This is a genomic window from Microbacterium sp. 22215 (assembly GCF_052045655.1).
Taxonomy (GTDB): Bacteria; Actinomycetota; Actinomycetes; order Actinomycetales; family Microbacteriaceae; genus Microbacterium; species Microbacterium phyllosphaerae.
In genome coordinates this window covers 183,245-197,324 of sequence record NZ_JBQEPC010000006.1, presented here as the reverse complement: position 1 = coordinate 197,324, position 14,080 = coordinate 183,245, and the positions used below count along the sequence as shown (strand labels likewise).

Sequence of the window (14,080 nt, the reverse complement as noted above, 5' to 3'; positions counted from 1 at the left end):
CAGAAGCCATCAGCCGGCGGCCTTCTCCAGCAGCGCGAGTCTCTCGTCGGGACTTCCCGTGAGCGTCACCATCGGCGGTGCGATGCCCGCACGTTCGAGGTCATCGAGCGCGTCGAGGAGGGCATCCGCCATCGCCTCACGGAGCTCCGGATCCTCGTCGTCGGGAACGGCGATCGCCTGCCGTGGGTCGAGCGGCACGACGGCGATCAGATCGACATCGGCCATCGAGGACTCGACCAGCTCCTGCGCTCGAGAGAGCAGGGCGCCGTCGCCGCGCCCCAGCGCCTCGAGCGCGGTGAGATAGGCGAGGAAGTCGATAGGCCCGCGTTCCGAGATGACGGCGTTCAGATGCGCCGACTCGCGCAGGCGTGAGATGGTCACTCGCAACTGCGCCACGAAGCTGGTCGCGCCAGTCGGCGCCTCCGACTCGATGTCATCGAACGGGTCGCCGAGGACCGCGTACTCGGGGTGAGCTGCGTGGAAGTCGGAGATCAGCGTGCTCTTGCCGCTCGCGTGAGTGCCCGACACGACGATCCGCACGCGTCAGACCCCGGGGATCAGCAGGTGGGCGATCGTGAAGATCGCGAGACCGGCGAGGGCGCCGACGAACGTGCCGTTGAGGCGGATGTACTGCAGATCGCGGCCGACCATCAGTTCGATCTTCTCGGTCGTCTCGACCGGGTCCCAGCGCTCGACGGTGTCGGTGATGATCGACGCGATGTCGTGGCGGTAGCGGTCGACGAGGAACACCGCGGCATCCGACACCCAGGTGTCGACGCGGTGCTGCAGTGCTGCATCCGTCGTCAGCCTGTCGCCGACCTCCTGCAGAGCCTGAGCCGCACGCACGCGCAGCCCGCTCTCGGGGTCGGCGAGGGCGGTGAGGAGTCCGTTCTTGGCCGTGTTCCACGCCTCGGCCGCGAGGGCGCCCACGCGGGGGCTGTCGAACAGCGAGGCCTTGGCGTTCTCGAGCTTGGCCCTCGTCGCGGGGTCGTTCTGCAGACTGTCTGCCAGGCGGGCGAGGTAGCCGTCGACGGCGATGCGGGCCGGATGCTGCGGATCGGCCTGCACGGCGCGCACGAACTTGACCGCTTCGTTGTACGCGGTGTCGTCGACGAAGCGGTGCGCGAGCTTCGGCACCCAGCCGGGGAGCCGCCGTGAGATGAGCCCCGAGAACGAGGCCGCATTCGCGTCGAGCCAGCGGGCGATGCTGTCGGCCGCGAGGTCGACCGCTCCGTGGTGAGCATCCGCTTCGACGATCTTCTCGAGCCAGGCCCCGGCCGGCGGACCCCACTCGGGAGAGACGAGGTGCTCGCGGGCGAGGTCGGTGATGAGGTCGCGCACGTCGTCGTCACTGAGGGCGTTGAGCACCGCCGTGGCGATCGTCGCTCCCTCGGCGCCCACGCGCTCGGCGTGGGCCGGCTCTCGCAGCCACTCGCCCGCGCGCTTCGCGATCGCGGTGCTCGCGAGCTTGGTGCGCACGACGCTCGCCTCGAGGAAGTTCGTCTCGACGAACTCTCCCAGCGTGCGCCCGATCTCGTCCTTGCGGTTCGGGATGATCGCGGTGTGCGGGATGGGCAGGCCGAGCGGTCTGCGGAAGAGCGCTGTCACGGCGAACCAGTCGGCGAGGGCACCGACCATGCCGCCCTCGGCGGCCGCGCGCACATAGCCGAGCCACGGCTGCCGCTCCTGGAACGCGAAAGCGATCACGAACACGACCGCCATGAAGATGAGAGCCCCGAGGGCCACCGCCTTCATGCGGCGAAGGGCGCGAAGTCGTACCTGGTCTGCGGGCGACAGGAGCGCCATCGGGGTTCGCGGCATGACGTCATCCTTTCACGGGGAATTCTCGCCGAGGTCGGTGTGCCGCATCGAGTCGTCCGTGGAAAGATCTGGGCTGTGTAGTACCATCACTACATTCCGAATCGAGGTACATCGTGTTCACCATGACCGCTCGAGAATTCAATCAGTCCGTCGCGCGCGCTCAGCGCGTCGCCGACGACCAGCCCGTGATGATCACGAAGCGCGGCGAGCCCGCGTACGTGCTCTTGAGCATCGACGAGTACGAACGGCTCGTCCCGGCCCGGCCCGGGTCGATTCTCGAGTTCCTCGCGATGCCGGAGGAGGACCTCGTGGACGACGACGGCGAGTTCGATCGCATCATCGACGGGATCGTCGCCGACCGGAAGACGGACTTCGGTCGTCCTCCGATCGAGTTCTGACCGATGTATCTGCTCGACACGAACACGTTCTCCGACGCGAGGCGCGGAACCGGAGCCGGCATCGCCGCTCGCACCTGGATGGAGAGCGGGGTGCCCGAGGCTCTTCACATGAGCGCCATCACCGACTACGAGCTGGAACTCGGTGTCCTCGGACTCCAGCGACGAGATCCGCGTCAGGCGAGAGCACTCCGACGCTGGCTGGACGCGCTCCGGCTCGGGCTCGGCTCCCGCATCCTCCCCGTCTCTCCGCAGATCGCGCGGACGTGCGCCGTTCTCAACGTGCCGGATCGTCGTCCGTGGGCTGACGCGCTGATCGCGGCCACAGCGTTGCATCACGGCCTGACTCTCGTGACGCGCAACACGAAGGACTTCGAGATCCCCGGCCTGTCGGTGCTGAACCCGTTCGAGGACTGACAGCGGCAGGACCCGAGTACCCTCGAAGCGTGATCGAAGACATCAAGAAGCGCGCCCTGCATCGCACCAGCATCCTCGAGGGTCAGATGCGCGGCGTCGCGCGGATGATCGAGAACGAGGAGTACTGCATGGACATCATCACGCAGTCCCGCGCGATCCAGCGCTCACTGGAGTCGTTGAACCGTCTGCTGCTCGAGAACCACCTGCGCACGCACGTGACGCACATGTTCGACGAGGGTGGGGAGGAGCGCGACAAGGCTGTCGCCGAGCTTCTCAAGGCGTTCGACTTCGACCGCAAGTAGGGTCTGGCCGGTCGCGGAGATTCGGCGGAAAACCCTGCGACCCGAGTGGGAATCTGCGAGCGTGCGCAGATGTCCGCCGGGATGGGGCAGCTCGCCGCAGCCTCGTCTGCATCGCGTCGCAGATCTGCACCATGCCTTGGATCTGCACCGTGTCGCGGAGATTCGGCGGAAACCCTGCGACCCGGGCGGGTATCTGCGACCGGCTGCAGATGCCCGCCCGGGGTGGGTCAGCGGGTGGCGTGCTCGTCTGCCACGGCGAGCGCCTCGTCGAGCACGGCGAGACCGCGCACCAGGTCGTCCTCGCTGATCACGAGCGGCGGCGCCACGTGCATGCGGTTGAAGTGCGTGAACGGCCAGACGCCGGCCTTCTTCGCTGCGGCGGCGAACGCGGCGACCGGCGCAGCATCCGCTCCGCTCGCGTTGAACGGCACGAGCGGCTCGCGTGTCTCTTTGTCGCGCACGAGCTCGACGGCCCAGAACAGCCCACGGCCGCGCACCTCTCCGACGCTCGGGTGGGTGTCGGCCCAGCGGCGCAGGGTCGGCTCGACGATGCGCTCGCCGAGATCGCGCACGCGCTCGAGGATGCCGTCGCGGCGGAACACGTCGAAGGTCGCGACGCCCGCGGCGCACGCGAGCGGGTGGCCCGAGTACGTGAGCCCGCCGGCGAACGGCGTGGTGTCGAAGGCCTTCGCGATGCGCTCGGAGATGACGACGCCGCCGAGCGGCACGTAGCCGGAGTTCACGCCCTTGGCGAAGGTGATGAGGTCCGGGCGCCCGCCGTACGCGTCGATGCCGAACCACTCGCCGAGTCGGCCGAAGCCGACCATGACCTCGTCGGCGATGTAGACGATGCCGTAGCGGTCGCACAGCTCTCGCACGCCCTGCAGGTATCCGGGCGGCGGCACGAGCACGCCGTTCGTGCCGACCACGGTCTCGATGATGATCGCGGCGATCGTCGCCGGCCCCTCGAGCTGGATCGTCTGCTCGAGGTGGGCGAGCGCACGCTCGGACTCCTGCTCGGGCGTCTCGGCGTGGAACGGGGAGCGGTAGAGGTACGGCCCGAAGAAGCGCACGGCTCCCGAGTCCGGAGTGCCGTTCGCCCATCGACGAGGATCACCCGTCAGCGAGATCGCGGTCGACGTGGAGCCGTGATAGCTGCGGTACATCGAGAGCACCTTGTGGCGACCGGTCGACTGACGCGCCATGCGCACCGCGTACTCGTTGGCCTCGGCGCCGCCGTTCGTGAAGAAGACCTTCTCGAAGCCCTCGGGCGCGACCTCGACGATGAGTCGGGCGAGCTCGCCCCGCACGTCGTTGGCCATCGCGGGCTGGATGGTCGAGAGGCGTCCGGCCTGCTGCTGGATCGCGGCGACCAGATCGGGATGCTGGTGCCCGAGGTTGAGGTTCACCAGCTGGCTCGAGAAGTCGAGGTAGGCGTTGCCGTCGTAGTCCCAGAACGTCGAGCCCTCACCCGCGGCGACCGGCAGCGGATCGATCAGGCCCTGCGCGCTCCACGAGTGGAACACGTGGCCGCGGTCATCCGCTCGTACCTGCGCCTCGGCCTCGGGGGCAGGCAGCGGGTGGGATGCACCGTGGCGGTCGGTGTAGCTCGTCATGTCTCGTGTCTCCGTTCTCTGTCTGCTCGGGAGCTCAGTGGTTGCTCGGGAAGCCCAGGTCGATCTGCGAGGGCGTGTGGTCGGGCCAGCGAGTGGTGACCACCTTCGACCGAGTGTAGAAGTGCACCGACTCGGGGCCGTAGATGTGCGAGTCGCCGAACAGCGAGTCCTTCCATCCACCGAACGAATACGCGCCGATCGGCACGGGGATCGGCACGTTCACGCCGACCATCCCCACCTCGATGTCGAACTCGTACTGGCGGGCGGTGCCACCGTCACGTGTGAAGATCGCGGTGCCGTTGCCGTAGGCGTTCGCGTTGACGAGCTCGACGGCCTCGGCGTAGGTCTCGACGCGCACGACCGAGAGGACCGGACCGAAGATCTCGTCGTCGTACACCTTCATGCCGGGGGCGACCTGGTCGATCAGGCTGACTCCGATGAAGAATCCGTCCGAGTCGAACTCCTTCGTCGTGCCGTCGACCACCACCGTCGCACCCTCGGCTGCGGCGCCCGTCACGTACGAGGCGACGCGGTCGCGGTGCTCGAGCGTGATGAGAGGGCCCATCTCGCTCGCGGCATCCGTGCCGGCGCCGATCGTGAGGCCCTCGATGCGCGAGGCGATCGCGGCGACCAGGTCGTCGGCGATGTCGCCGACCGCGACGAGCACCGACACGGCCATGCAGCGCTCGCCGGCCGAGCCGTACGCGGCGGAGACGGCGGCGTCGGCTGCGGCGTCGATGTCGGCATCCGGCATCACGACCATGTGGTTCTTCGCGCCGCCGAGAGCCTGGACACGCTTGCCCGCGGTCGACGCGCGCTGGTAGATCGACCGGGCGATGGGCGTCGAGCCGACGAAGCTGATCGCGTTCACGCGCGGCGACTCGAGCAGTGCGTCGACCGCTTCCTTATCGCCGTGCACGACGTTGAGCACGCCGTCGGGGAGCCCCGCCTCCTGGAAGAGCTTGGCCAGCCAGATCGAGGCCGACGGGTCCTTCTCGCTCGGCTTGAGCACCACGGTGTTGCCGCAGGCGATCGCAGAGGCGACCATCCACAGCGGCACCATCACGGGGAAGTTGAAGGGAGTGATCGCGGCGACGACGCCGACGGGCTGCTTGACCGAGTGCACGTCGACACCGCGCGAGACCTGCTCGCTGCGCTCGCCCTTGAGCAGGTGCACGAGACCGGCGGCGAACTCGACGTTCTCGATGCCGCGCGAGACCTCGCCCGCGGCATCCGAGAGCACCTTTCCGTGCTCCGAGGTGACGATCGCCGCGAGCTCGGGCGTGCGCTCTTTGAGCAGCTGGCGCAGACGGAAGAACACGTCGGCGCGCTTGATGAGGCTCGTCTCGCGCCACGCGGGCAGAGCGGATGCCGCAGCGGCGATCGCCTGATCGACCTCGGCGGTGGAGGCGAAGGCGACCTGCTTCGAGACCTGACCGGTGGCCGGGTCGAAGACCTGACCCGTGCGCGCCGCGTCGGCGGTCTCTGCTCCATTGATGAGGTGACGGACGATGTCCACGGGGCTCCTTCGGGGTACGGAATCGGTATCGAACACTCTGACCGAGGCGCGATACGCTGACTTCCTCCCATGATCACAGAGCACGAGGAGCCAGAACGGTGTCAGAACGTAGCGACATCGCCGACGATCGGACAGATCGTCCGGCGAGTGCGGTCTTCCTGACGGTCGCCGACGTCCTCGCAGAGGCCGCGGTGCAGCAGGGCGAGCCCGACGTGATCGTCGGCGGAGCCGCTCTTGACGCCGCCGTGCGCTGGGTGCACGTGTCCGACAGCGTCGGAGTCGCACGTCTGCTCGACGGCGGCGAGCTGCTGCTGACCACCGGGGCGGGGTGGCCTGTCGATGATGCCGAGCTGCGGGACTTCGCGTCGAGCCTGCATCGGGCGGGCACCGCCGGCATCGTGTTCGAGCTGAAGACCGCGAGGCAGGCGGTGCCACAGCCGGTCGTCGACGTCTGCGCCACGGTGGGGCTGGCCCTCATCGCGCTCACGCACGAGGTCAAGTTCGTCGCCGTGACCGAGGCGGTGCATCATGCGCTGATCGCCGCACAGACACAGGCGCTGCGCGAACGGCAGCACCTGCACGAGCTCTTCACCGCGCTGAGTCTGCAGGGGGCTCCCGCCGACGTCGTGGTGTCCGAGACCGCCCGCGCGCTCGGAGCCCCGGTCGTGCTCGAGAATCTCGCAGGCGAGGTGATCGCGACCGAGGGACTAGGAATGGCGGTCGCCGAGGTGCTCGGGAACCGCAGTGCGGCCGAGACGGTGGCCGTGCAGGCGCGGGGGGTGCGCTGGGGCACGCTCCTCGCTCTGCCGGGCGCCGCTCACCCCGCCGGTCGGGTCACGGTGCTCGAGCAGGGAGCGACGGCTCTGGCCTTCGGATGCATCGCCGACGGCGGCGACGCCGAGTGGTCGCTGCTGGCCCAGCGTGGGGTGATCGACGACCTGCTCGGCGCGCGCTTCGCCAAGGCCGAGGACATCGACGCACGGCTGCGCGCCGGTGGCTTCTCGCTCCGAGGCCGCCACTGCCACGGGATCGTGGCACGCGGCAATGGCTCGATCAGCGAGCTCGCCTACCGTGCGCGGCAGGCGGGATTCGCGGTGATGGCCGCCCGTGGCGACGGCGACGACGTCGTACTGCTCTCGACGCCCGCATCCGCCGGGCTGTCCGACGAGGTGCTGCTGCGCATCGCCGGTCCCGACCGCGCCGTGTTCGTGGGGCCGGTCGCCGACGACGTGCTCGGTCTGCTCGGCTCTCTGCGGGCGGCGCGCGACCTCGCCGACAGCGATCGTGCCGAGGCAGGGACCCGAGTGCGCCGCGTCGACGACCGCCCGCTCGAACGGCTCGTCGCGACCCTGCGCGACGACCACCGATTGCACGAGCACAGCGAGCGGATGCTGTCGCCGCTGATCCGACACGATCGTGAGCGCCGCGGCGACCTGCTCGACGTGCTCGCGGCTCTCGTCGCCCACCCGGGCAATCGCTCGGCGGCAGCGGCGGCGAGCCACCTGTCTCGGTCGGTGTTCTATCAGCGGCTCACGCTGATCGGCGATCTGCTCGGAGCCGACCTCGACGACGGCGAGACGATCGCGGCGCTCCACCTCGCACTTCTCGCGAGGCGGCGCACCGCGGCATCCGGCTGATCCCGAACTGACTGAGGGCTAGAGCACCGACTGGGCTTCCGAGAGCACGCCGCGCAGGATCTGCCCGATCTCGCGGAACTCGGCAGGGCCGATCGTGAGCGGCGGCGCGAGCTGGATCACGGGGTCGCCGCGGTCGTCGGCGCGGCAGTAGAGCCCGGCCTCGAACAGGGCGGGCGACAGGAAGCCGCGCAGCAGCCGCTCGGACTCGTCGTCGTCGAACGTCTCCCTCGTGGCCTTGTCCTTCACCAGCTCGATGCCGAAGAAGTAGCCGTCACCGCGCACGTCGCCGACGATCGGCAGGTCGAGCAGCGTCTCGAGCTCTGCACGGAACAGCGGCGAGTTCTCGCGCACGTGCTCGTTGAGCCCCTCCTCGTCGAAGATGGCGAGATTCTCGAGTGCGACTGCGGCCGAGACCGGGTGCCCGCCGAACGTGTAGCCGTGCGGGAACGACACGTCTCCCTTCGAGAAGGGCTCGTAGATGCGGTCGCTGATGATCGTGGCCCCGATCGGTGAGTAGCCGCTCGTCATGCCCTTGGCGCACGTGATCATGTCGGGCACATAGCCGAGACCGGTGCAGGCGAAGGTGTGGCCGAGTCGACCGAACGCGCAGATGACCTCGTCGGAGACGAGCAGCACATCGTGGCGGTCGCAGATCTCGCGCACCCGGGCGAAGTAGCCGGGAGGCGGCGGGAAGCATCCGCCCGAGTTCTGCACCGGCTCGAGGAAGACGGCGGCGACCGTGTCTGCGCCCTCGAACAGGATCATCTCCTCGATCCGGTCGGCGGCCCAACGGCCGAACGCCTCGAGGTCGTCGCTCGGGCCGCCCATCTCGGCCGCGCGGTAGAAGTTGGTGTTCGGCACCCGGAACCCGCCGGGGGTGACCGGCTCGAACATCGACTTCATCGCCGGGATGCCGGTGATCGCGAGAGCTCCTTGCGGGGTGCCGTGGTAGGCGACCGAGCGCGAGATGACCTTGTGCTTGGTGGGCTTGCCCTGCAGCTTCCAGTAGTGCTTCGCGAGCTTGAACGCGGTCTCGACGGCCTCGCCGCCGCCGGTGGAGAAGAACACGCGGTTGAGGTCGCCGGGGGCCTCGTCGGCGAGCCGGTCGGCGAGTTCGATCGCCGCGGGGTGCGCGTACGACCAGAGCGGGAAGAAGGAGAGCTCGGATGCCTGCGTGGCCGCGGCCTCGGCGAGACGACGGCGCCCGTGCCCGGCGTTCACGACGAAGAGCCCGGCGAGGCCGTCGAAGTACTCCTTGCCCTTCGAGTCCCAGATGCGGTGCCCGTCGCCCTTGACGATGATCGGGACGCCGCTCTTCTCCATCGTGGACTGGCGCGTGAAGTGCATCCACAGATGATCCTTGGCCATCGCCTGGAGTTCGGCCTCGGACGGTGTCGTGCGTTGCGTGCTCATCTGGTCCCCCAGTTGTAGAGCTGCTTCTGCAGCTTGGCGTAGATGAAGGTCTCGGTCGACAGCACCCCGTCGATCGGGCGGATGTGGTCGTTGATCATGGCGAGCAAGTCTTCGTCGTCCTCGCAGACGACCTCGGCGAGGATGTCGAAGGATCCGACCGTGATCACGACGTAGTCGATCGCGGGGATCTCGGCGATGGCCTCGGCGACGATCCGGGTGTCCCCGGAGACCCGGATGCCGATCATCGCCTGCCGGGGAAAGCCCAGCTGCATCGGGTCGGTGACCGCGACGATCTGCATGACACCGGACTCGGTGAGGCGCTGCACGCGCTGCCGCACGGCGGCCTCGCTCAGGCCCACCTCGCGGCCGATGTCGGAGTACGAGCGGCGCCCATCCTCCTGGAGCAGCTCGATGATCGTCTTTGCGACATCATCCAGTGGGGGGTGCTTCTTCGAGGACGCCATGATGCGATCCTCGCACCGGAGCGGGCTCTCTTCAACCGATTCCGCAGAATCTCTCATTCCCTGACGGGGAAACCGCAGAATACCGGGGTTAGGACTCCAGCGGTCCCAGCCACGCGCTCGCCGCGGTGGCGTGCGCCGACTCCGGGTCGGACGGGTGGAAGGCCCCCGCCAGCACATCGCGGTACAAGCGCGAGAGCTCGTTCGACGAGAAGTACGAGCCGCCGCCCGCGACGAGCATGGCCTGATCGACGACGTGCTTCGACATGGTGATGGCGCGGTGTTTGACTCCCGAGAGCAGGGCGAACCAGCGGGCGCCGTTGTCGACCTTCTCGTCGACGTCGCGGGCGAGTGCGGCGATCTGTGGCGGCAGAGCGTCGTACGCGAGGCCCATGTCGGCGATCCGCCAGCGGATGTCGGGGTCCTGGCTGTAGGCGGCGCCCGTCTTCTTCGAGCGGCGCTTCTGGGCGGTTTCGACCGCGAGGTCGAGCGCGCGTCGCGCAATGCCGGTGTACACCGAGGCGAGCAGGATCTCGAAGACCGAGAAGATGCCGAACACGATGGGGTCGGGGTTCGGGCCCGGATCGATGCGGCGCACCACGTGGGCGGCATCCGCGAGTGCCCCGTTCAGGCGGGTCGTCCTGCTCTGCGTCCCACGCATGCCGAGGGTGTCCCAGTCATCACCCGTGACGACCGCATCGGTGCGGTCGACGAAGGCGAACACGAGCTTGGGGGCGTCGGGGCTCGTGGTGTCGAGTCCGTGCAGGCCGAGCCGAGTCCAGACGGGCGCGAGCGAGGTGAAGATCTTGGTGCCGGTGAAGGAGTAGCCGTCGTCGGCGGTAGGCACGGCATCCGTGTCGCTGCCGAACAGCACGAGGTCGTTGCCGCCCTCGCTGATGCCGAACGCGAAGACCTCACCGGCGACCGCACCGTCCTGCACGAACTCGAGGCCCGGGACTCCGCGGTCGGAGAAGACCTTGGCGACGCCCGTCCAGACGAGGTGCATGTTGATGGCGAGCGCCGTCGCCGGGGCTGCCGTGGCGAGGCGCTGCTGCAGGATCGCCGCCTCGGCGAGTCCCAGACCCGCGCCGCCGCGCTCGGTCGGCACGAGGATCGACAGGTAGCCCGCGTCGCGGAGCTCATCGAGGTCGTGCTGCGGGAACGTGTTGTCGCGGTCGTGGATCGGCGCGCGTTCGCGGATGCGCTCGAGCAGATCGTCGGGGAGGAAGGCGGTCGGATCGAACGTGCTCATGCGAGTGCCTCTTCCAGCTGTCGGATGGTCTCCTCGGGCTTGTCGCGGTGCAGCGAGTGCCCCGATCCCGCGACCACCGACATCGTGATGAGCGGGTTCGAGGCGAGCACGCCGGCCGCCACATCGCCGGTGAAGATGCTGTAGACCGCGGGATCCGAGGCGATCACGTGCGTGGGGACGCTCAGACGCGCGGCATCCGCGGTGACATCCCAAGGAGTGTTCTGCCTGCTCGTCTGCTCGACCGCCCAGGCGCTCGTGCGGTGCACCGCGTCGACCTTGAGCTCCCAGTCCTGCGGATGCCAGTGCGGATGCTCCTGCTGCACCAGCTCGACCCGGTTGTCGGCGAACGCGCGCTCCTGGCTCTTGCGCACGATCGTGGCGTCACGGCCGCCGACGAGGATCGCGGGGTCGAGGAGCACGAGTCGGCGGGTCCACTCCGGGGCGGATGCCGCGGCCACCGTGGCCGAGGCGCCACCGAGCGAGTGGCCGACGACCGCATCCCACGGTCCGCCGCCGTCGGGGAGCGTCGCGACGAGGTCTGCGCCGTAGGCGGCGACCGAGTAGTCGAGGGCTCGCGGGGCGTCTCCGTGGCCGCGCAGATCGACCGCGGTCGCGTGCCGGCCCGCGTCTGCCAGAGCGGTGCCGAGGCGCCACATGAGCGCACCGGACGAGCCGAGTCCGTGCACGAGGAGGACGCGGCGGTCAGACGTCGGGTCTCCCCAGGAGATGCGAGGCAACGAGAGCGGTGCGGGCATGCAGCAAGCCTACGACCGGGATGCGCAGGGCAGCTCGGTCGCAGTCACGTGAGGTCAGATCAGCGGAGGCAGGTCGCCGTGCGTCGTGAGCACGCGGGCGGCGGCGGCGTGCCCGGCGGTGAGACGGTCGGCGAGGCCGGCGCCGTCGAGGGTCGCGGCGAGGAAACCTGCGGCGAACGCGTCACCGGCGCCGACCGGCTCGACGACGTCGACGCGCGGAGCGGGCACGAACACCGGCTCGGCCTCGCCGTGGAACGCCGTCGCGCCGATGTCGCCGTCCTTGACGATCAGCAGACCGCAGTGCGGGAGGTGAGCGCGGATCGCGGCGGGCGTCACGGTGCCCCAGATGCGCTCGGCCTCATCGCGTCCGACGAACGCGATGTCGGCCGCATCCGCGAGGCGGGCCACCGTTTCGGCGGCATCCTGCATGGTCCACAGCGCGCGACGATCGTTCACGTCGAAGGAGACGAGGGCACCTGCTGCGCGGGCATCGACGGAGAGCTGGTCGACCATCGCGCGGCACGACGGAGAGAGCGCGGGGGTGATGCCGGTGGTGTGCACGATCCGGACGCCGGCGAGCTGTGCGGCGTCGAGGAACCCCGGACCCATCAGCGATGCCGCCGACCCGCGGCGGTAGTAGTAGACGGAGGAGGACTCGACGCCGGGATCCTTGAACATGACGCCGGTCGGAGCATCCGCATCGGTCGTGACCCACAGGTCGACGCCTCGACGAGTGAGCTCGGTGGAGATCCGCTCGCCGATCGGGTCGTCGCCGAGACGTGAGGCCCACGCCGCCGTATGCCCCGCTGCGACAAGGCCCACCGCGACGTTGCCCTCTGCGCCCGCGAGCCCGAGGGCTGCGGTCTCGGTCTCGGCGAGCGGTGCGCCGAGTGCCGTGACGAGACCCATGGACTCGCCCACGCAGACGACCTCGGGGGCGGTGGATGCGGGGGAGGGGACAGAGCTCATGAAGGGGTGACCGCCAGGGGTTCGGTGTCGGGGTGGGGGCTCGCGTCGCGGTGACGCAGATCGGGGAAGAAGCGGACGAACACGATCGAGACGACGAGAGCGGCAGCCGCGAACAGCGTCGCGGCGAGGTAGGCGCCACGCGGATCCGTCGCGTCGACGAGGAACCCGGCCACGGCGGATCCGGCTGCCGCCCCGATGAGCTGGCCGGTGCCCGCCCAGCCGAACGCCTCGGCGGTCTCGCTGAACTTGACGCTCGCGGTCGTGATGGCGAACAGCACGGCGAGCGCCGGGGCGATGCCGATCCCGGCGACGATCAGGGTGCCGCCGAGCCAGAACTCGTTGAGGGAGAACATCGTGAGGGCGAGACCGATCGTGACGATCGTGAGGCGGCGGGCCATCGCCCAGGGGCCGATCGGGATGTGCCCGAACGAGAGTCCTCCGGCGAGGCTGCCGACGGCGAACACCGCGAGCACGACGCCGGCCGCGAGGCTGCCGTGCTCGAACGTCGCGACGACTCCGACCTCGACGGCCGAGCAGGCGCCGATGAGCAGGAAGCCGATGATCGTGGCGAGGAGCACCGGAGGCTTGAGGACGACCTTGCCGAGAGCGCTGCGGCTGCGGGGGATGCGCACGCGTCCGACCTCGGGGGAGAGGATGAACCACGCCCCTCCGCCGACCAGGACGACCGCGACGAGGAGCAGTCCCTCCGCCGTTCCGACCTGTGTCGAGACCAGCGTGATCACGACGGGCGCCAGCACCCAGATGATCTCCTGCAGCGAGGCGTCGAGCGAGAACAGCGGGGTGAGCTGCTTGGCGTTGACGAGCTTGGGATAGATGGTGCGCACCGCGGCCTGCACCGGCGGTGTCGAGAGCCCGGCGATCATGCCGAGGACCATGTAGCCGGGCACGTTCAAGGGCAGGAACGCGAGTCCGAGCACGGCGATCACGCACACGCTGAGCGTGAGGGTCAGCACACGACGCATGCCCCACGCGCCCATCCAGCGGCTCGTGATGGGGCCGGCGACCGCCTGTCCGACACTCGTCGCGGCGAGCACGAGCCCGGCGGATCCGTAGGAGCCGGTCTGCTGCTCCACATGCAGGAGGATCGCGAGCGAGCTCATCCCGTTGGGGAATCGCGCGGTCAGCTGCGCCGCGATCATGCGCGCCACTCCGGGCGTGCGAAGTAGGTCCCGATATCCCGCCACGGGTCCACGCTACCGGGAGCCGGCGACACCGGTCGAAGGGGTGTCTCGGCGACACGCCGCGACACGCCGGAGGTGCGTTTCCACAGAAAATCCGATGTCCGAGGCCGCCCGTATCGTGCCGCCTGTGGATGGATCTCTCACAGGTGCTTCCCAGCCGCGATTTCTCGCGGTTCGGAGGCCTCTCTCAGGGGGTCCGGCCTGTGGAAGAAACGGTGGAGAACCTGTGTTGTAACAGTGGAGAGCGGTGGAAAACTACACGACTGTAACTACTACCCCTAGTGGTCACCCTGAATGTCCGTACCTATATGTAGTATTGAG

14 protein-coding genes are annotated in these 14,080 nt (G+C 69.1%); 4 read left to right on the top strand and 10 right to left on the bottom strand.

The annotated features are described in order from the left end of the window. Positions 1-9: 9 nt before the first annotated feature. Both ACTJKH_RS12190 and ACTJKH_RS12185 read right to left on the bottom strand, forming a co-directional pair. Positions 10-528 carry an AAA family ATPase gene (locus ACTJKH_RS12190; RefSeq protein ID WP_440737147.1) on the bottom strand — a complete coding sequence of 173 codons (519 nt, stop codon included), beginning with the start codon at positions 526-528 and terminating at the stop codon, positions 10-12. Positions 529-543: 15 nt separating this feature from the next. Then, entirely contained in the window at positions 544-1,821 is a 1,278-nt protein-coding gene (locus ACTJKH_RS12185) for a DUF445 domain-containing protein (RefSeq protein WP_440737146.1), read from the bottom strand. A gap of 122 nt (positions 1,822-1,943) precedes the next feature. Here ACTJKH_RS12185 and ACTJKH_RS12180 point away from each other — a divergent pair, with 122 nt between their 5' ends. The 3 genes from ACTJKH_RS12180 to ACTJKH_RS12170 are packed head-to-tail and all read left to right on the top strand — an operon-like array spanning position 1,944 to position 2,935. Further along, positions 1,944-2,219 (top strand): type II toxin-antitoxin system prevent-host-death family antitoxin, encoded by a 276-nt coding sequence (locus tag ACTJKH_RS12180; RefSeq protein ID WP_440737145.1) that lies wholly within the window; start codon positions 1,944-1,946, stop codon positions 2,217-2,219. Positions 2,220-2,222: 3 nt separating this feature from the next. After that, on the top strand, positions 2,223-2,633 hold the full coding sequence (locus tag ACTJKH_RS12175) for a type II toxin-antitoxin system VapC family toxin (RefSeq protein WP_440737144.1): 411 nt from the start codon (positions 2,223-2,225) through the stop codon (positions 2,631-2,633). A 29-nt stretch (positions 2,634-2,662) separates the two neighbouring features. Next, positions 2,663-2,935 (top strand): metal-sensitive transcriptional regulator, encoded by a 273-nt coding sequence (locus tag ACTJKH_RS12170; RefSeq protein WP_056517673.1) that lies wholly within the window; start codon positions 2,663-2,665, stop codon positions 2,933-2,935. A gap of 227 nt (positions 2,936-3,162) precedes the next feature. Here ACTJKH_RS12170 and ACTJKH_RS12165 read toward each other — a convergent pair whose 3' ends face one another. After that, a complete protein-coding gene (locus ACTJKH_RS12165) occupies positions 3,163-4,551 on the bottom strand; it encodes an aspartate aminotransferase family protein (protein ID WP_440737143.1) in 1,389 nt (462 codons plus the stop codon). A gap of 34 nt (positions 4,552-4,585) precedes the next feature. After that, complete coding sequence (locus ACTJKH_RS12160; RefSeq protein ID WP_440737142.1) at positions 4,586-6,070, bottom strand: CoA-acylating methylmalonate-semialdehyde dehydrogenase; 1,485 nt, start codon at positions 6,068-6,070, stop codon at positions 4,586-4,588. A gap of 98 nt (positions 6,071-6,168) precedes the next feature. On the opposite strand from ACTJKH_RS12160, the gene ACTJKH_RS12155 reads away from it, so the two are divergent. Beyond that, a complete protein-coding gene (locus ACTJKH_RS12155) occupies positions 6,169-7,707 on the top strand; it encodes a PucR family transcriptional regulator (protein WP_440737141.1) in 1,539 nt (512 codons plus the stop codon). 18 nt (positions 7,708-7,725) lie between these two features. Here the strand turns inward: ACTJKH_RS12155 and ACTJKH_RS12150 are convergent, their stop codons facing one another. The 6 genes from ACTJKH_RS12150 to ACTJKH_RS12125 form a co-directional block, all read right to left on the bottom strand. Further along, a complete protein-coding gene (locus tag ACTJKH_RS12150) occupies positions 7,726-9,120 on the bottom strand; it encodes an aspartate aminotransferase family protein (RefSeq protein WP_440737140.1) in 1,395 nt (464 codons plus the stop codon). Beyond that, the gene (locus ACTJKH_RS12145) at positions 9,117-9,584 is read right to left on the bottom strand and encodes an Lrp/AsnC family transcriptional regulator (RefSeq protein ID WP_210098999.1); all 468 of its coding nucleotides are present in this window, start codon (positions 9,582-9,584) and stop codon (positions 9,117-9,119) included. Before ACTJKH_RS12145 ends, ACTJKH_RS12150 begins: the two co-directional genes overlap by 4 nt. Positions 9,585-9,672: 88 nt before the next feature. After that, on the bottom strand, positions 9,673-10,833 hold the full coding sequence (locus ACTJKH_RS12140; RefSeq protein ID WP_440737139.1) for an acyl-CoA dehydrogenase family protein: 1,161 nt from the start codon (positions 10,831-10,833) through the stop codon (positions 9,673-9,675). After that, on the bottom strand, positions 10,830-11,588 hold the full coding sequence (locus ACTJKH_RS12135) for an alpha/beta fold hydrolase (protein WP_440737138.1): 759 nt from the start codon (positions 11,586-11,588) through the stop codon (positions 10,830-10,832). Before ACTJKH_RS12135 ends, ACTJKH_RS12140 begins: the two co-directional genes overlap by 4 nt. 54 nt (positions 11,589-11,642) lie before the next feature. Next, entirely contained in the window at positions 11,643-12,557 is a 915-nt protein-coding gene (locus ACTJKH_RS12130) for a sugar kinase (RefSeq protein WP_440737137.1), read from the bottom strand. Continuing rightward, positions 12,554-13,762, bottom strand: a complete 1,209-nt coding sequence (locus ACTJKH_RS12125) for an MFS transporter (RefSeq protein WP_440737136.1) — start codon at positions 13,760-13,762, stop codon at positions 12,554-12,556. The genes ACTJKH_RS12130 and ACTJKH_RS12125 overlap by 4 nt, the downstream gene beginning before the upstream one ends. Positions 13,763-14,080 lie beyond the last annotated feature (318 nt).

Bases quoted from the DNA above. Each gene is read 5' to 3' on its own strand.
- ACTJKH_RS12185 (WP_440737146.1), bottom strand. From the start codon at position 1,821: ATGCCGCGAACCCCGATGGCGCTCCTGTCGCCCGCAGACCAGGTACGA.
- ACTJKH_RS12180 (WP_440737145.1), top strand. From the start codon at position 1,944: ATGACCGCTCGAGAATTCAATCAGTCCGTCGCGCGCGCTCAGCGCGTC.
- ACTJKH_RS12175 (WP_440737144.1), top strand. From the start codon at position 2,223: ATGTATCTGCTCGACACGAACACGTTCTCCGACGCGAGGCGCGGAACC.
- ACTJKH_RS12165 (WP_440737143.1), bottom strand. From the start codon at position 4,551: ATGACGAGCTACACCGACCGCCACGGTGCATCCCACCCGCTGCCTGCC.
- ACTJKH_RS12150 (WP_440737140.1), bottom strand. From the start codon at position 9,120: ATGAGCACGCAACGCACGACACCGTCCGAGGCCGAACTCCAGGCGATG.
- ACTJKH_RS12145 (WP_210098999.1), bottom strand. From the start codon at position 9,584: ATGGCGTCCTCGAAGAAGCACCCCCCACTGGATGATGTCGCAAAGACG.
- ACTJKH_RS12140 (WP_440737139.1), bottom strand. From the start codon at position 10,833: ATGAGCACGTTCGATCCGACCGCCTTCCTCCCCGACGATCTGCTCGAG.
- ACTJKH_RS12135 (WP_440737138.1), bottom strand. From the start codon at position 11,588: ATGCCCGCACCGCTCTCGTTGCCTCGCATCTCCTGGGGAGACCCGACG.
- ACTJKH_RS12130 (WP_440737137.1), bottom strand. From the start codon at position 12,557: ATGAGCTCTGTCCCCTCCCCCGCATCCACCGCCCCCGAGGTCGTCTGC.